This is a genomic window from Variovorax sp. MHTC-1 (genome assembly GCF_003984645.1).
In the GTDB taxonomy this organism is placed as follows: domain Bacteria; phylum Pseudomonadota; class Gammaproteobacteria; order Burkholderiales; family Burkholderiaceae_C; genus Variovorax.
Genome location: NZ_RWKI01000002.1, coordinates 177,568 through 194,577, shown reverse-complemented (window position 1 = coordinate 194,577; position 17,010 = coordinate 177,568). Strand labels below are relative to the sequence as shown.

Genomic DNA, 17,010 nt, shown 5'->3' with positions numbered 1-17,010 from the left:
CCATGGAACTGATCACCACCCCCAACCTCGAGTCGCCCGACGATTTCTACGAAGCGCTGCTCGAGGCGCACGAAGGCCTGTCGATCGAGGAAAGCCACGCGTTCAATGCGCGACTGGTGCTGGTGCTGGCCAACCACATCGGCTCGCTGGCCGTACTGCGGCGCGCGCTCGCGGTCGCTGCCCGATCCAACGAAAGCAAGAGCACACCATGACGAATCACTCCACCGCCGAGCGCCGCTACCAGAGCGGCTTCGGCAACGAATACGCGACCGAGGCCGTCGCCGGCGCCCTGCCGCAGGGCCGCAACAGCCCGCAGCGCGCGCCCTTCGACCTCTACCCCGAGCTGATCTCGGGCACCGCCTTCACCGCCCCGCGCCACGAGAACCGGCGCAGCTGGATGTACCGGCGCCAGCCCTCGGTGGTCTCCGGCCGCTACCAGGCCTACGCGCAGCCGCACTGGCAGACCGGCGCCGACCGCAGCATCGCGCTGGCGCCCGAGCCGCTGCGCTGGCATCCGATCCCGCTCGACGATGCCGACGTCGATTTCGTCGACGGCATCCACACCCTGGCGGCCAACGGCGATGCCGAGGCGCACAGCGGCGTCGCCGCGCACGTTTACCTCGCGAGCCGTTCGATGGAGCGCCGCGCCTTCGTCAACGCCGACGGCGAGATGCTGCTGGTGCCGCAACAGGGCCGCCTCGTGATCACCACCGAGATGGGCGTGCTGGATGTGAAGCCCGGCGAGATCGCGCTGCTGCCGCGCGGCGTCGCGTTCAAGGTCGCGCTGCCGGATTCGGAGGCCGGCGCGGGGCCCTCGCGCGGCTATGTCTGCGAAAACTACGGCGCCCAGTTCCGCCTGCCCGAGCTCGGCCCGATCGGTTCCAACGGCCTGGCCAACGCGCGCGACTTCCAGGCGCCGGTCGCCGCCTTCGAGAGCGAGGCCGGCGGCTACGAGATCGTCAAGAAGTTCGCCGGCCGCTTCTGGCGCGCGCCGACGAAGCAGTCGCCCTTCAACGTCGTCGCCTGGCACGGCAACCTGGCGCCGGTGAAGTACGACACGGCCAACTTCATGACCATCGGCTCGATCAGCTTCGACCATCCGGACCCGTCGATCTTCACCGTGCTTACATCGCCCTCGGACACGCCCGGCACCGCCAACTGCGACTTCGTGATCTTCCCGCCGCGCTGGCTGGTGATGGAAGACACCTTCCGTCCGCCCTGGTACCACCGCAACCTGATGAGCGAGTTCATGGGCCTGGTCTACGGCGAGTACGACGCCAAGCCCGGAGGCTTCAAGCCGGGCGGCGCCAGCCTGCACAACGCGATGGTGCCGCACGGCCCCGACGAGGAAGCCTTCGAGAAGGCCAGCCACGCCGACCTCAAGCCGCAGAAGCTGGACAACACGCTGGCCTTCATGTTCGAGAGCCGCTTGCGCTTCATCCCCACCGCCTGGGCGCTGCAGAGCCCGGCGCTGGACACCGATTACGCCGACTGCTGGGCCGGCCTCAAGGACCAATTCAAGCCATGAACAACGCACTGAACGCCACCCACGACCCGGCGCTGCGTAGCTGGGTCGCTTCGGCCAACCAGGCTGCCTGCGACTTTCCGATCCAGAACCTTCCGTTCGGCCGCTTCCGGCCCGCCGGCAGCGGAGAGCCTTTCCGCATCGGCGTCGCGATCGGCGACCAGGTGCTGGACCTGAAGGCGACCGGCCTGGTCCATACGGACGACATGAACGTGGTGATGGCGAAGAGCCCGACGGAACGCCAGGCCCTGCGTACCGCGATCTCCGCCGGCCTGGCCGAAGGCAGCGAGCAGGCCGGCGAGTGGGCCAAGGCCCTGCTGGCCCAGTCGGCCGTCGAGATGACGGTGCCCTGCCGCATCGGCGACTACACCGACTTCTACACCGGCATCCATCACGCGCGCACGGTCGGCAGCCTGTTCCGCCCCGACCAACCGCTCCTGCCCAACTACCAGTGGGTGCCCATCGGCTACCACGGCCGCGCCTCGTCGATCGGCGTCAGCGGCCAGCGCTTCAAGCGTCCGCAAGGCCAGACCAAGGCGCCCGATGCCGCAACGCCGTCCTTCGGTCCTTCGAAGCGGCTCGACTACGAGCTCGAACTCGGTTTCCTGGTCGGCCAGGGCAATGCGCTCGGCGAGCCGATCGCCATCGGCGAGGCGGAAGCGCACCTGTTCGGCGTCACCCTGCTCAACGACTGGTCGGCGCGCGACATCCAGGCCTGGGAGTACCAGCCGCTCGGGCCCTTCCTGTCGAAGAACTTCGCCAGCACGCTCTCGCCCTGGATCGTGACGATGGAGGCGCTCGCGCCCTTCCGCGCCGCCTTCGAGCGTCCGGCCGGCGATCCGCAGCCGATGCCCTACCTCGATGCGCCCGCCAACCGCGAAGGCGGTGCGCTCGACATCACGCTCGAGGTCTGGCTGCAAACCGCGAAGATGCGCGCAGCCGGCGAGGGCGCCGTGCGTCTCACGCGCGGCAACGCGAAAGAAGCCGCCTATTGGACCGCCGCGCAGCTCGTCACGCACCACACGGTGAACGGCTGCAACCTGCAGCCGGGCGACCTGCTCGGTTCGGGCACGCTTTCGGGTCCGAAGCCCGACGAGGCCGGCTCGCTGCTCGAGCTCACGCTGGGCGGCAAGGAGCCGATCCTGCTTCCCAACGGCGAGCGCCGCAGCTTCCTCGAAGACGGCGACACGCTCTCCTTGCGCGGCTTCTGCGAGCGCGAAGGCGCGGTGCGCATCGGGCTGGGCGAAGTCAGCGCGACGGTCGAAGCGGCCGGCGCCTGAGCGTCCACGGCCTCGGTTCGGACGAGGCACGCTCCTACGCCGGGTTCCGCGGCCGCCCTCGATACTGCAAGCCGTTTCCGGGGGTATTTGCTGTGAACGTGCTGATCGTCGACGACAACCAGGCCGCGGCCGATCTGCTGCGGGAACTGCTGGCGCTGCAGGACCATGCGGCGCATTGCAGCTACACCGCGCAACAGGCGATCGACGCGGCGGCCGAGACAGCCTTCGATGCGGCACTGGTCGATCTGGTGCTGCCCGATCTCCCCGGCGCCGAACTGGCGCGGCGCATGCGTGACCAGGCGGGCAACAAGCCGCTGCTGCTGATCGCGATCTCGGGCTACGGCGCCGACGAGCCCGGCGGCACGACCGCGCCGGGCCTGTTCGACCATCATCTGCAGAAGCCGATCGACTTCGAAGATCTGGATCGCATCTTGGCGCCGCCTGCTGCACGATGAAGGCCACACCCGGAGCCCGAAGTTGGATGGCTGCCGGCGTGCGCCACGAACTGCTCACACGCGTCTTCCCGGCGCTGCGCCACGATCTGGCTTCGCCCGTGTCGGTGATCCGGATGGCCATGCTGATGTTCAAGCGCCTGGCAACGGTGAAGCCTGCCGACTCGGCCGCCTGGGAGGAAAGGGTGGCGCTGGTGGAAAGCCAGGTCGGCGCGCTGGCGACCGGGGTGCGTTCGCTGCGCGACTGGGAGCTGGCCGTCACCGACGAGGGCGTCACCCGCAGCGCGCTCGTGGCCCAGTGCACAGGACTGATGCGCGCCGCCTTCGAACTGAACGGCATCCGGCTCCACATCGGCGAGGGACTGGCGCCCGACGAGGACGAGCAGCGCTTTCCGGCCGGCGCCGCGCTGCGCTACATGTTCCTCGGTGCCCTGAGCTATCTGCACGACGGCGCACCGAAACTCAGCGCGGTGCGCATCGAGCCCGAAGGTGGCGATGTCGTGCGTTTCCAGGGGACGCGCGGAGCGTCGGACCCCACGGAGCCTGCGGATCCGCACCGGGCGCCGCGCAAGCTGGCGATCGATGGGGTCGCGCTGCAGCTGCTGGCCGAAGACCTGGGCTACTTCGTGGCGCTGGACGGTGATACGGTGCGCCTTTCGCTGGCGCGCCGCTCGAACAACCACTGACGGATGCAGGCCAGGAGCGCATTCGGCTCCGCGGGCTTGACGAAGTGGTGATCGAAGCCGGCGCCCAGCGCGGCCTGGCGGTCCTCGTTCTGGCCGTAGCCGGTCAGCGCGATCAGCAGCGCTTCTGCGGCCTCGGGCATTCTTCGCATCCGGCGCGCGACCTCGTAGCCGTCGAGCAGCGGCAGCCCGATGTCCAGCACGACGATGCCGGGCCGGTATGCCGCGACGATCGCGAGCGCTTCCTCGCCATCGCCCGCAGTGCGAACCTGGTGCCCTTCGAGCTCGAAAACCGCCGCGATGCCCGCGGCCGCGTCGCAGTTGTCGTCGACGATCAGGACGCGCTGCGGCTCAAGGCGAGGCGCTGAAAGGACCGCGGCCGCGTTCTGCCCCGCTTCGGGCACGGCCGCGACGCGCGGCAAGCGGATCTTGAACTCGGAACCCCGGTCGCGCCCTTCGCTGAATACCTCGATCTGGCCGCCGTGCATCTCCGTCAGTCGCCGTGCCAGCGTCAGGCCGACGCCCAGCCCGCCCTGGGCGCGGTCGAGGCCGCGCTTGCCTTGCGCGAACAGGTCGAAGATGCGCGTCAGCAGCTCCTCGTCGATGCCGATGCCCTGGTCGCGCACCGAGACGACGATGTCGTCTTCCTCGAACCAGCAAGCGAGCGCAATGGCGGTTCCCTCCGGGCTGTACTTGGAGGCGTTGTGCAGCAGGTTGGCGATCACCTGCGTGAGTCTGGCCACGTCGCCCAGAAGCCATGCCGGCTCTTCGGGTATCGCGACGCTCAGCACCTGGCGACGGCTGTCGATGAAGGGCTGCACCGTTTCCACGCCCTGGCCGATCACGGTATTGAGATCCATCGTCTCGCGCTTCAGGACGATCTTGCCCTGGCTGATGCGGGCGACATCGAGCAGCTCCTCGATCAGGCGCGTCATCTGCCGCAGCTGCCGGTCGGCGATGTCGAGCGCCCACGTGACCCGGGGCTGCGGCGCGGCGACGCGGCGGATCACCTCGACGGCGGTATGGATGGGCGCCAGCGGATTGCGCAGCTCGTGCGACATCATTGCGAGGAATTCGTCCTTGCGCTGGTTGGCCTGCTGCAGCTCTTCCTGCGCCGCCTGCCGCTCGAGGATTTCGCGCTGCAGGATGCGGTAGAGGCGCGCGTTCTCGAAGGCCGTCGCGGCGCGGGACGCCAGCTCGTCGAGCATCCCGGCTTCGGCGCCGGCGATCCGGTCGTCCGGATTCGCGGACGCGACCAGAACCGCGCCCAGCACACGTTCCCCGAAGACCATCGGCACGACCGCGGCCGAGCGCAGCAGCGGGAACTCGGCGCCCGCCGGAGCGAGGCCGAACGATGCGGCCGTGAGCGGCTGCAGCGCTTCTTCCGTCATGGTGGTTCGCCGCCTGCCGTTTGCCGCAGCCCGCAGCGCAGCCCGGATGCCCGGGTCGAGTGCCGATTCGACGGCGGCCGACCATTGAAGTCTCGCGTGGCCCGGCCGCTCGGCCGCGGCAAGCACCTCGCCCGCGCCGAGCTCGGGGTCGATCAGCAGCAGCACGGCGAGCGGCGCCAGGGCTGGCACCAGCAGTTCGACCAGCTGATTCATCGCAGCCGTGATCTCCAGCGATCCGCTGAGCGCACGGCTGGCATGGGCGAGGAATGCGGAGCGCCTGTCGTTCTCCTCCGCGACGCGGCGGGCCGCCTGTGCCGCCATCACCGCGGCCCGCGCATCGGCCTGGCGCCGGACCTGGCGCCGCATCAGGTACAGCGAGACGAAGACGCTCACCTTGCTGCGCAGGATCTCTGGCACCACCGGCGAAAGGATGTAGTCCACCGCCCCGAGCGAGTAGCCGCGCGCGGTCTGCATCTCGTCGGCATAGGAGGTGATGAAGATGATCGGCGTATGGGCGCTTCGCCGATGCTGGCGGATCAGCGTCGCCGTCTCGAAGCCGTCCATGCCTGGCATGTTGACGTCGAGCAGGATGACCGCGAACTCGCGCTGCAGGATCTCCCGCAGCGCATCGGTGCCGGAGCGCACCAGCACCAGGTTCTGGCCCAGGTCCTCGAGCACGGTGCGGAAGACCAGCAGCTTCTCGGGCAGATCGTCGACGACCAGGATGTCGGCCTTCTCGTCGAAGGGCAGCCCGTCGGGCCCACGTTCGTCGGATGGCCCAGGCGGCTCGTCTATTTGCACAGCCACCCCCGCAGCACGGCCAGGAGATAGGCCGTGTCCACCGGCTTCGACAGGTAGTCCCAGGCCCCCGCCTCGATGCATTTCTCGCGGTCGCCCTTCATGGCCTTCGCCGTCACGGCGACCAGCGGCAGCTGCTTGCCGCGCGGCAGGCGGCGCAGCTCGCGCATCGTCTGCATGCCGTCCATCTCCGGCATCATGATGTCCATGAGGACGATGTCAATGCCGGCGTCCTCCTGCACCAGCCGGATCGCGTCGCGGCCGTTTTCCGCCGACACGATGACCATCCCCTGGGCGTCTAGGATGGTCGCCAGCGCAAAGATGTTGCGCATGTCGTCGTCGACGATCAGCACCTTCTTGCCAGCCAGCGTGCCGGCGCCGGCGTTGACCGCTTCGACCGCTCTTCGCTCCTGCTGGGACATCGAAGCCAGGCCCCGGTGCAGGAAGAAGGCCGTCGCGTCGATCAGTCGCTCCAGCGAATCGGCGACGCGCATCGCCGAGCCGCTGTGGCCGGGCTCCCATCCCGGCACGCGGCCGCCCGAGGCCGCGCTGTACAGGACGATCGGCAATTGCCGCGTCGCCGGACGGGCTTCGGCAAACTCGGCCGTATCCGCGCGGCCGAAGCCGGCCAGCGTGCCGTCGGTCACGAGGCAGTCCACGTCGTTGCGCGCCAGTTCGGCCCTGGCCGCCTCGGCCGTCTCCGCGACCACGGTGTCGATCCGGCTGTCGGCCAGCGTCGCGAGGTAGCGCTCGCGCAGGGAGGAGGGGCGCATGGCGACGACCAGCTTCCTGGCGTCCGCCTGAACGAAGCCGTAGAGGTGCCCGAGCGCTGCGTCGATCTCGTCGATCGATTGCAGCGGCTTGGCGAGAAAGCCGACGGCGCCGGAGTTCAGGGCCCGCTCCCTCGAGTCGTCCGTCGAGACCACGCAGACCGGGATGTGCCGCGTGGCGAGGTCGGCCTTCAGGCGTTCGAGGATGCGCCAGCCTTCCATGTCGGGCAGGAAGATGTCGAGCGTGATGAGACCCGGGCGGTAGTCGCGCGCGAGCGCCAGTGCGCCGGCGCCGCTGGGACTGACCAGTCCCTTGAAGCCGCTTTTACGCCCGGCCTGCAGCAGCATCTTCGAGAAGGCGAGGTCGTTCTCGACGATCAGCAGCACCTTGTCTCCGGAAAGAATGCTGTCGCGGTCGTCATCGGCGACGTTGAGCGACGGCAGCATGTCGGCTGCATCGCCGCGTTCGGCGGCCGGGACCGGCTTGGCCCCGGCGGCAACGATGCGCCGCGCCGGCTTCTCCGAACCGGGCCGCAGTTCCGCCGCCCGGTTGCGCGCGGGGGCTCGGCGGGAAGGATCGGACCCCGCCGCGGCCGTGCGGTTGAGCCGGGCGCCGCGCGACGAGCCGTAGTTCTGCGGCAGGTACAGCGTGAAGGTGCTGCCTTGCGCGGGCGTGCTCACCAGGCGGATCTCGCCGCCCAGAAGGCGCGCGAGCTCGCGGCTGATCGCGAGGCCGAGGCCGGTGCCGCCGTATTTTCTCGACGTCGAACCGTCCGCCTGCTGGAAGGCCTCGAACACGATCTGCTGCTTGTCGGCGGAAATGCCGATGCCGGTATCGGACACGGCGAATGCCATGACCTGGCCGGCCCGGTTGAGCTCCTCGTTGTCGCGCGACCAGCCGCTGTCCGCGACCTCGACCGTCAGTGCGACCGAACCCTGGTGCGTGAACTTGAACGCATTCGACAGCAGGTTCTTGATGATCTGCTGCAGGCGCTTGGCATCGGTCACGATCGTGCCGGGCAGCGGCCCCGATGCCTGGATGTGGAAGCCGACGTGCTTGGCCTCGGCGACGTGGCGGAAGCTGCGCTCGACCGAGCGCTGCAGGTCGTCCAGCCGCAGCTCGCTGACCTCCACCGCGACCGTTCCGGATTCGATCTTGGACAGGTCCAGGATGTCGTTGATCAGCATCAGCAGGTCGTTGCCCGAGAGGTGGATGGTCTTCGCGAACTCCACCTGCTTGGCCGTCAGGTTGCCATCGCTGTTCTTGCACAGTTGGTCCGACAGGATCAGCAGGCTGTTGAGCGGCGTGCGCAGCTCGTGCGACATGTTGGCCAGGAACTCGGACTTGTACTTGGAGGTGAGCGCGAGCTGCTCCGCCTTTTCCTCCAGCGCCTGGCGTGCCTGCTCCACCTCCTGGTTCTTGCGCTCGACCTCCTGGTTCTGGTGCACCAGGAGCCGCGCCTTTTCCTGCAGCGCCTCGTTGGTCTGCTGAAGCTCGAGCTGGCGGTTCTGCAGCTCCTCCGCCAGCGACTGCGACTGGGTCAGCAGGTCCTCGGTGCGCATGTTGGCGGCGATGGTGTTGATCACGATGCCGATCGACTCGGTCAACTGGTCCAGGAAGGCCTGGTGCGCCGGGTTGAAGCGCTCCAGCGACGCCAGCTCCAGCACGCCCCGCACCTCGCCCTCGAAGATCACCGGCAGCACGATCACGTCCATGGCCGCGCCTTCGGACAGGCCCGTGACGATGCGGAACGCGGTGCTCGGCACGTTGGTCAGGAGGATCTTCGACTTCTCGACCGCGCACTGGCCGACGAGGCCCTGGCCCAGTTCGAGCTCCTTGCCGTGCGAGGTCTGGCCGCCGGAGGCATAGCTGGCAAAGAGCTTCAGCTTCGGCGTGGCGGTGGCGGTGCTCAGCACATAGAACTCCGCCTGCTGCGCACCCACCACCGGCGCCAGCTCGGACAGGATCAGCTGCCCCACCGTGAGCAGGTCCTTCTGGCCCTGGAGCATGCGGCTGAACTTGGCGAGGTTGGTCTTGAGCCAGTCCTGCTCGGTGTTCTTCTGCGTCGTGTCCTTCAGGTTGCGGATCATCTCGTTGATCGTGTCCTTCAGCGCCGCGACTTCGCCCTGGGCCTTCACGGTGATGGAGCGGGTCAGGTCGCCCTGCGTCACGGCCGTGGCCACCTCCGCGATGGCGCGCACCTGGGTCGTCAGGTTGGCGGCGAGCTGGTTCACGTTCTCGGTCAGGCCCTTCCAGGTGCCGGCGGCCCCGGGCACTTTTGCCTGGCCGCCCAGCTTGCCTTCGACGCCGACCTCGCGCGCGACGGTCGTCACCTGGTCGGCAAAGGTGGCGAGCGTGTCGGTCATGCTGTTGATGGTTTCGGCCAGCGCCGCGATCTCGCCCTTGGCCTCGACCGTCAGCTTCTGCTGCAGGTCGCCGTTGGCCACCGCCGTCACCACCTTCGCGATGCCGCGCACCTGCCCGGTCAGGTTGCCGGCCATGGAGTTGACGTTGTCCGTGAGGTCCTTCCAGGTCCCCGAGACGTCGCGCACCTGGGCCTGGCCGCCGAGCCGGCCTTCGGTACCGACCTCGCGCGCCACCCGCGTCACTTCCGCGGCAAAGGACGAAAGCTGGTCCACCATCGTGTTGATGGTGGCCTTCAGCTCCAGGATCTCGCCCTTCACGTCGACCGTGATCTTCTTGGAGAGGTCGCCGGCGGCCACCGCCTTGGTCACGTCGGCGATATTGCGCACCTGGCTGGTCAGGTTCGAGGCCATCAGGTTGACCGAGTCCGTCAGGTCCTTCCAGGTGCCGGCCACGCCCTGCACGTCGGCCTGGCCGCCCAGGATGCCCTCGGTGCCGACCTCCAGCGCCACCCGCGTCACCTCGGCGGCGAAGGAACGCAACTGGTCGACCATGGTGTTGACAGTGTTCTTCAGCTCGGAGATCTCGCCCTTCACGTCCACCGTGATCTTCTTGGAAAGATCGCCGGCCGCCACCGCCTTGGTCACGTCGGCGATGTTGCGCACCTGGGAGGTCAGGTTGCCGGCCATGAAGTTGACCGACTCGGTCAGGTCCTTCCAGGTGCCGGCCACGCCCTGCACGTCGGCCTGGCCGCCGAGCTTGCCCTCGGTGCCCACTTCGCGCGCCACGCGCGTGACCTCGGCCGCGAAGGAGCGCAGCTGGTCGACCATGGTGTTGACCGTGTTCTTGAGCTCGAGGATCTCGCCCTTTACGTCGACCGTGATCTTCTTGGAGAGGTCGCCGGCGGCCACCGCCTTGGTCACGTCGGCGATGTTGCGCACCTGGCTGGTCAGGTTGCCGGCCATCGAGTTCACCGAGTCGGTCAGGTCCTTCCAGGTGCCCGACACGCCTTCGACCCGCGCCTGGCCGCCCAGGGATCCTTCGGTACCGACCTCTCGCGCCACCCGCGTCACCTCGGATGCGAAGGAGCGCAGCTGGTCGACCATGGTGTTGATCGTGTTCTTCAGGGTCAGGAACTCGCCCTTGACGTCGACATCGATCTTCTTCGACAGGTCGCCCTTGGCCACCGCCGTGGTCACGTCGGCGATGTTGCGCACCTGGTCGGTCAGGTTGCCGGCCATGGAATTGACGGAATCGGTCAGGTCCTTCCAGGTGCCGGCCACGCCTTTTACCTTGGCCTGGCCGCCGAGCTTGCCCTCGGTGCCGACCTCGCGCGCCACGCGCGTGACCTCGGCCGAGAAGTTGCCGAGCTGCTCGACCATCTTGTTGATGGTCTTGGCCGTGCGGAGAAACTCGCCTTCCAGCTCGCGCCCATCGACTTCCAGCGCCATGCTCTTCGACAGGTCGCCCTGCGCCACGGCGCCGATCACGCGCGCGACCTCGGTGGTCGGGTGGACCAGGTCGTCGATCAGCGCGTTGACGCATTCGACCGACTCGCCCCAGAAGCCGCGCCTTTCGGCGAGCACCGCGCGCTGCTTGAGCTTGCCTTCCTTGCCGACCACCTGGCGCAGGCGCACCAGCTCGGCGGCCAGCGCGGCGTTCTGCTCCACCAGGTCGTTGAAGACGTCGGCGACCTTGCCGGAAAGCCCGGTCCAGTGTGCGGGTAGCCGGACCTTGTCATCGCCCTTGCGAAACCGGGTCAGCGCATCCAGAAGCGTTGCCATTTCGTCCACTGAGCTGGTCGCCACGGATTTGTCCAGAACGTTCATCTCTTGCCCCTGTCGGAGTGAGGAAAAAAAGTGCCTTAGACGAAAGCGGCGTGCCTCGGCACGCCGCAGTGTAGCCAGGGAGCGCCCTCTGCGGCGCGGGCAGCCGGAGCGCTTGCCCTAGGAGTCTGGGCGGCAGAAGCCCGTCGGCTGCAACACGCGAGAAAACGGTCCATCGCGGCGCTGCTGCTGTCTGCGCCCATAGCGCGGCTATGGGTTTGCCGGCATCACCACGCTGTCCTCGTTTTGCGCGCGTTTCGCTTCGACGGTCTCTGCCGCCCAGACTCCTAGCCGCCGCCCGAAGCGGCGCGCGAAGCCTCGAGGTGTGTGCGTGCACGCTCCGCGAGCGCCATCTCGCCCGGCGTTTCCGGCGTGTAGGTGTCGACCGGCAGCGGCCGGCCGTGCGAATCGACCGAGACGAAGACGACCAGGCATTCGGTGGTCTTCTGCATCTCGCCGCCCTTCATGTCGCCGCTGCGCACCTCGACCGAGATGTTCATGCTGCTGCTGCCGGTGTAGGCGAGCCGCGCCTCGACCTCGACCAGGTCGCCGATCATGATCGGCCGGTGGAAGCGGATGCTGCCGATGAACACCGTCACGCAGTAGCGTTTGGACCAGCTGGTCGCGCAGGCGTAGCCGGCTTCGTCGATCCACTTCATGACGGTGCCGCCGTGAACCTTGCCGCCGAAATTGACGGTGCTGGGTTCAGCCAGGAAGCGCAGGGTGATCGAGCTCATGATTGCCTGGGCGAGGAGTTGAATTCGTGGGGCGCCCGCGGCGATTATGTAAGCGCCGGGCCGGTTCGGGTGCCGAAAAGTTGGGCCACCGTGCGCCGAAGCCAGGCGCTGCCCGCATCGGCGTGAAAGCGCTCGTGCCAGTGCTGCTTGACGGCATAGGACGGCAGCTCGAAAGGCAGCTCCAGCAGCTTCACCGGCTCCTGCGTGACCAGCACCTCGCCGAGGATGCGCGGCACGATCACGATCAGCTCGGTGTGGGCGACGATGCGTGCCACGCTGAGAAAGCTCGACAGCCGCACCACGACGTTGCGCGCGAGGCCCAGGCGGGCGATGGTCTTGTCGACGATCGCGTGACCGGTGCCGGAGGAAGAGATCACCGCATGCGCCTCGGCCTCGAAGCGCCTGCGCGTGAGCAGCTCGCCGATGCGTGGATGGTTCTGCGCCGCGAGGCAGACGAAGTTCTGCATGAAGAGCGTCTGCTGGTAGAAGCCGGCGTCGAGCTGCGGCATGAAGCCCACTGCCAGATCGACCTCGCCGTCCTCCAGCCGCCGGCCGCTCGCGGTCGAGATGATCTCGGTCTCGATGTGCACGCCGGGCGCCGTGCGGCGCAGGTGGTCGAGCAGGCCGGGCAGCAGAACCACCTCGCTGATGTCGGTCATGCAGATGCGGAAGGTGCGCCGCGCCGCGGCAGGGTCGAAGCTTGCGCGGCTGCCGCGCGCCTGCTCGAGCTGCGCGAGCGCCTCGCGCACATGGGGGAGCATGCGCTGCGCGTAGGGCGTGGGCTGCATGCCCTGCGCGGTGCGCGCGAACAGCCGGTCGTCGAAGTGCGCGCGCAGCTTGTTGAGCATGGTGCTGGCCGCGGCCTGCGCCATGTCGAGGCGCTCGGCCGCCTTCGAGACGCTGCCGGTCTTGTAGATCTCGTCGAAGACCGCGAGCCATTCGAGATCGAGCTTGGACATGGAATTCCTCGGGTGGGATGCAGCGGCCATTATCGAAAAATCGGATTCCAGGTATTGGCTGTGCGTCTTGAACAAATAGTGGTGGGGGCGAACAATGAGGTCATTCCCCCGGAGACATGCCGCAAATGAGCACCGCCCCCCAGCCCGCGCGCCGCGACGCCGCCGAGCGCCGCGCCTACTACGAGCGCATCCGTCCGCTGCACCTCACGCCGTTGTGGGAATCGCTGCATGCGCTGGTGCCGCGCGAACCGCAGACGCCATGCGTGCCCGCGCTCTGGCGCTACGGCGAGATTCGTCCGCTCCTAATGGAATCGGCCGCGCTGATCACGGCCGAAGAGGCGGTGCGCCGCGTGCTGGTGCTGGAGAACCCCGCGATCCCGGGCCGCTCGTCGATCACGCAATCGCTCTATGCCGGCCTGCAGCTCATCATGCCGGGCGAGGTCGCACCGTCGCACCGGCACGTGCAGTCGGCGCTGCGCTTCATCGTCGACGGCAAGGGCGCCTACACCACGGTGGGCGGCGAGCGCACCACCATGTACCCGGGGGACTTCATCATCACGCCTTCGTGGGCCTGGCATGACCACGGCAACGAGGGCATCGAAGGCGCGGCCGAGCCGGTGGTGTGGCTCGACGGGCTCGACATTCCGATGCTGCGCTTCTTCGATGCCGGCTTCGCCGAGAACGACGACGCCAAGGTGCAGCATGTCGCGCGGCCCGAGGGCCACAGCCTGGCGCGCTTCGGCCACAACATGGTGCCGGTGCGCCACGACCACAGCACGCCCACATCGCCGATCTTCAACTACCCCTATGCGCGCAGCCGCGAGGCGCTGGCGCAGTTGCAGAAGCAGGAAGCGCCCGATGCCTGGCTGGGCCACAAGCTGCGCTACATCAACCCGCTGACCGGCGGCTCGCCGATGCCGACCATCGGAACCCACCTCCAGCTGCTGCCCGAGGGTTTTGCCGGCAAGACGCACCGTGCGACCGACGGCACGGTCTACAGTGTGGTGGAGGGCCGCGGCACGGCCGAGATCGGCGGCCAGCGCTTCGACTTTGGTCCGCGCGACACCTTCGTCGTGCCCTCGTGGGCGCCGCTGCGCTTTTCCGCCGCCGACGAGGTGGTGCTGTTCAGTTTCTCCGACCGCCCCGTGCAACAGGCGATGGGCGTCCTGCGCGAAGCCTTTCTAGACAACGCCTGACTCGCGCTGCCCCGGCAGCCTTCTTTTTCTCGATCCATCTGCGCCGCACAGCGGCAGGAGCCTTCATGTCCTTCGTTCTCACGCCCCCCGCCGTCGTCGGCCTTCCCATCGCCGGCTCGACCGACCTGTTCCCGGTGCGACGCGTCTACTGCGTGGGCCGCAACTACGCAGCGCATGCGCGAGAGATGGGCTTCGATCCCGACCGCGAGCCGCCCTTCTTCTTCTGCAAGCCGAACGACGACGCGTCGATCGTGCCGGTGCCTGGGGGCCGGACCGTGGGCATTCCCTATCCGGGCCAGACCGCCAACTACCACTATGAAGCCGAGCTCGTGGTGCTGATCGGCGAGGGCGGCCGCGACATCGCGGTCGAGGACGCGGCTGCGCACATCTACGGCTATGCGGTCGGTCTCGACATGACGCGCCGCGACCTGCAGATGAAGATGCGCGAGCAGGGCCGGCCCTGGGAAATCGGCAAGGCCTTCGACTTCTCGGCGCCGGTCGGCGTGGTGCGCCGTCGCGAGGAAGCCGGCGAGATCACGGCCGGCGCGATCACGCTCGAAGTGAACGGCGAGACGCGCCAGAAGAGCGACATCCGCAACCTGATCTGGTCGGTGAACGAAGTCATCGCGAACCTCTCGACCTTGTTCGCGCTCCAACCGGGCGACCTGATCTTCACCGGCACACCGGAAGGCGTGGGCGCGGTGCAGCGCGGGCAGACGATGCAAGTGCGCATCGATGGCCTCGAGCCGATTGCGGTTCGCATCGACTGAGTCCGGCACAACAGGGAGACAAGACATCATGGGCACCCCACGACAAGACAAGCCCTCCGTGCTGCTGGTCGGCGGCGGCATCGGCGGCATGGCGGCGGCGCTGGCCCTGGCGCGGCTAGGCATCTCCATCGACCTGCTGGAGCAGAGCGGCGCCATCGGCGAGATCGGCGCCGGCCTGCAGCTGGGACCCAATGCCTTCGCTGCGCTCGATGCGCTGGGCGTTGGCGAGGCGGTGCGGCGCGGATCGGTCTTCACCGACCGGCTGGTGATGATGGATGCGGTCGATTGCAGCGAAGTGGCCTCGGTGCCGGTGGGCGAGGCCTTCCGCGCACGCTTTCGCAATCCGTATGCGGTGAGCCACCGCGCCGACCTGCACGGTGCGATCCACGAGGCGGTCAAGGAGCATCCGCTGATCCGCTTCCACACCTCGGCGCAGGTCGAGCATCTCGATATCGGCAGCAGCGGCGTGACGGCGGTCACGCGCGACGGCCGGCGCTTCCGGGCCGATGCGATCGTCGGCTGCGACGGCGTCAAGTCGGTGGTGCGCGCCAAGCTCATCGGCGATGCGCCGCGCGTCTCGGGCCACGTGGTCTACCGCGCCGTGGTGCCGGCCGCCGACATGCCCGAAGACCTGCGCTGGAACGCGCCGGTGGTCTGGGCCGGCCCCAACTGCCACCTTGTGCACTACCCGCTGCGCCATGGCGAGCAATACAACCTGGTCGTGACCTTCCACAGCCGCGAGCAGGAAGAGTGGGGCGTGACCGAAGGCAGCAAGAAGGAAGTGCTGTCCTACTTCGAAGGCGTGCATGCGCGCCCGCGCCAGCTGCTGGACCGGCCCACCTCGTGGCGCCGCTGGAGCACCGCCGACCGCGATCCGGTCGCGAACTGGAGCGAAGGCCCGGCCACGCTGCTGGGCGATGCGGCCCATCCGATGATGCAGTACCTCGCGCAGGGCGCCTGCATGGCGCTCGAGGACGCGGTGACGCTGGGCGCGGCGATCGAGGCCTGCGAGTTCGATCTGCCCGCCGCCTTCCAGCTCTATGCGTCGGCGCGCGTGGCGCGCACCGCGCGCGTCGTGCTGTCGGTGCGCGAGATGGGCCGGCTCTACCATGCCAAGGGCGTCGAGCGGCTGGTGCGCAATTCCCTCTGGGTCGGCCGCACGCCGGAGCGCTTCTACGATGCGGTCGAATGGCTTTACGCGTGGGACCCGGCTCAGTGCTTGGCCGACGCGCCGCGTACCCCAACTTATTTCAACGACACCGCACGGAGACAAACTGCATGAAACCCCTCATCCCGCTGATCGCCGCCCTGTTCAGCTTCGGCGCCGCGGCGCAATCGGCCGCTGACTACCCGAGCAAGCCGGTCACGCTGATCACGCCCTTCGCCGCCGGCAGCGGACCCGATGCGGTGCTGCGCCTGATCTCCGACAAGCTGGGGCGGCTCTGGAACCAGCGCGTGGTGGTCGACAACAAGCCCGGCGGCGGCGGCTTCATCGCGATCGATCAGGCCCGGCGTGCCGCCCCGGACGGCTACACGCTGCTGCAGCTCGACAGCGAGCACATCGCGGCGCTGCCGCACCTGTACAAGTCGCGCAACTTCGTGACGCTGCAGCACTTCGATCCGGTGGCCTCGCTGTTTCGCACGCCCTTCTTCGTCGCGGTGCCGACCGATTCGAAGTGGAAGAACATGACGGACCTGGTCGCCGCCGCCAAGGCCGGCCCCGTCAGCTACGGCTCGTGGGGCGTCGGCAGTCCCGGCCACCTGGGCGCGCAGCAGCTCGAGGCGCTGACGGGCGTGCAGATGCAGCACGTGCCCTACCGCGAGGTCTCGCAGCTCTACGCCAACGTGGGATCGGGCGAGGTGCCGTGGGCCTACGCCAGCATCCCGTCGAGCCAGGGCATCTACAAGGCCGGCAAACTGCGCTACATCGCGATCGCGGCGCCGAAGCGCATTCCGCAGATGCCCGATGTGCCCACCATGGCCGAAGCCGGCGGGCCGGCCACCCTGGAGGTGAGCTCATTCGTCTCGCTGCTCACGCCCAAGGGCGTATCGCCGGCGGTCAAGGCGAAGATCAATGCCGATGTTGCCAAGGTCATCGCCGACCCCGAGATCCGCGCGCGCTTCGACACCTTCGCCTTCGAGCCGCTGGCCTGGTCGCCGGAAGAGATCCAGCGGCAGGCCGAGGCCAAATCGAAGGTCTATGGCGAGCTGGTGCGGCGCGGGAACATCAGCCTCGAGTAACGCTTGCTCACAGGTCG

Annotated in this window: 13 protein-coding genes; 9 read left to right on the top strand and 4 right to left on the bottom strand. The window is 68.3% G+C overall.

The window, feature by feature from the left end; translation table 11 throughout:
• The first annotated feature begins 2 nt into the window (after positions 1 to 2).
• The 5 genes from EJI01_RS04240 (at position 3) to EJI01_RS04220 (ending at position 3,943) form a co-directional block, all read left to right on the top strand.
• Entirely contained in the window at positions 3 to 212 is a 210-nt protein-coding gene (locus EJI01_RS04240; RefSeq protein WP_126835871.1) for a DUF2783 domain-containing protein, read from the top strand.
• Positions 209 to 1,528 carry a homogentisate 1,2-dioxygenase gene (gene hmgA / locus EJI01_RS04235; RefSeq protein WP_126835870.1) on the top strand — a complete coding sequence of 440 codons (1,320 nt, stop codon included), beginning with the start codon at positions 209 to 211 and terminating at the stop codon, positions 1,526 to 1,528. The genes EJI01_RS04240 and hmgA overlap by 4 nt, the downstream gene beginning before the upstream one ends.
• Positions 1,525 to 2,805 carry a fumarylacetoacetase gene (gene fahA / locus EJI01_RS04230; RefSeq protein WP_126835869.1) on the top strand — a complete coding sequence of 427 codons (1,281 nt, stop codon included), beginning with the start codon at positions 1,525 to 1,527 and terminating at the stop codon, positions 2,803 to 2,805. The genes hmgA and fahA overlap by 4 nt, the downstream gene beginning before the upstream one ends.
• Positions 2,806 to 2,897: 92 nt before the next feature.
• Positions 2,898 to 3,260, top strand: a complete 363-nt coding sequence (locus EJI01_RS04225; RefSeq protein ID WP_126835868.1) for a response regulator — start codon at positions 2,898 to 2,900, stop codon at positions 3,258 to 3,260.
• Positions 3,257 to 3,943: a hypothetical protein gene (locus tag EJI01_RS04220; RefSeq protein WP_126835867.1), complete on the top strand. Its 687-nt coding sequence runs from the start codon at positions 3,257 to 3,259 to the stop codon at positions 3,941 to 3,943. The genes EJI01_RS04225 and EJI01_RS04220 overlap by 4 nt, the downstream gene beginning before the upstream one ends.
• Here EJI01_RS04220 and EJI01_RS04215 read toward each other — a convergent pair.
• The 4 genes from EJI01_RS04215 to EJI01_RS04200 all read right to left on the bottom strand — a co-directional run bounded on the left by EJI01_RS04215 (position 3,877) and on the right by EJI01_RS04200 (position 12,786).
• Positions 3,877 to 6,138 (bottom strand): response regulator, encoded by a 2,262-nt coding sequence (locus EJI01_RS04215; RefSeq protein WP_185878809.1) that lies wholly within the window; start codon positions 6,136 to 6,138, stop codon positions 3,877 to 3,879. The genes EJI01_RS04220 and EJI01_RS04215 overlap by 67 nt on opposite strands.
• A complete protein-coding gene (locus EJI01_RS04210; RefSeq protein WP_260602318.1) occupies positions 6,123 to 11,048 on the bottom strand; it encodes a HAMP domain-containing protein in 4,926 nt (1,641 codons plus the stop codon). The genes EJI01_RS04215 and EJI01_RS04210 overlap by 16 nt, the downstream gene beginning before the upstream one ends.
• Positions 11,049 to 11,377: 329 nt before the next feature.
• Complete coding sequence (locus EJI01_RS04205; RefSeq protein WP_126835864.1) at positions 11,378 to 11,827, bottom strand: acyl-CoA thioesterase; 450 nt, start codon at positions 11,825 to 11,827, stop codon at positions 11,378 to 11,380.
• Positions 11,828 to 11,871: 44 nt separating this feature from the next.
• Positions 11,872 to 12,786, bottom strand: coding sequence for a LysR family transcriptional regulator (locus EJI01_RS04200; RefSeq protein ID WP_126835863.1), 915 nt, complete (start codon positions 12,784 to 12,786; stop codon positions 11,872 to 11,874).
• Positions 12,787 to 12,902: 116 nt separating this feature from the next.
• Between EJI01_RS04200 and gtdA the strand changes: the two genes are divergently transcribed.
• From gtdA to EJI01_RS04180, 4 genes are all read left to right on the top strand, one after another.
• Positions 12,903 to 13,982 (top strand): gentisate 1,2-dioxygenase, encoded by a 1,080-nt coding sequence (gene gtdA / locus EJI01_RS04195; protein WP_409513926.1) that lies wholly within the window; start codon positions 12,903 to 12,905, stop codon positions 13,980 to 13,982.
• Positions 13,983 to 14,047: 65 nt separating this feature from the next.
• The gene (locus EJI01_RS04190) at positions 14,048 to 14,752 is read left to right on the top strand and encodes a fumarylacetoacetate hydrolase family protein (RefSeq protein ID WP_126835861.1); all 705 of its coding nucleotides are present in this window, start codon (positions 14,048 to 14,050) and stop codon (positions 14,750 to 14,752) included.
• A gap of 28 nt (positions 14,753 to 14,780) precedes the next feature.
• Complete coding sequence (locus EJI01_RS04185; protein WP_126835860.1) at positions 14,781 to 16,034, top strand: 3-hydroxybenzoate 6-monooxygenase; 1,254 nt, start codon at positions 14,781 to 14,783, stop codon at positions 16,032 to 16,034.
• Positions 16,031 to 16,993 (top strand): Bug family tripartite tricarboxylate transporter substrate binding protein, encoded by a 963-nt coding sequence (locus EJI01_RS04180; protein ID WP_126835859.1) that lies wholly within the window; start codon positions 16,031 to 16,033, stop codon positions 16,991 to 16,993. Before EJI01_RS04185 ends, EJI01_RS04180 begins: the two co-directional genes overlap by 4 nt.
• Positions 16,994 to 17,010: the final 17 nt, after the last annotated feature.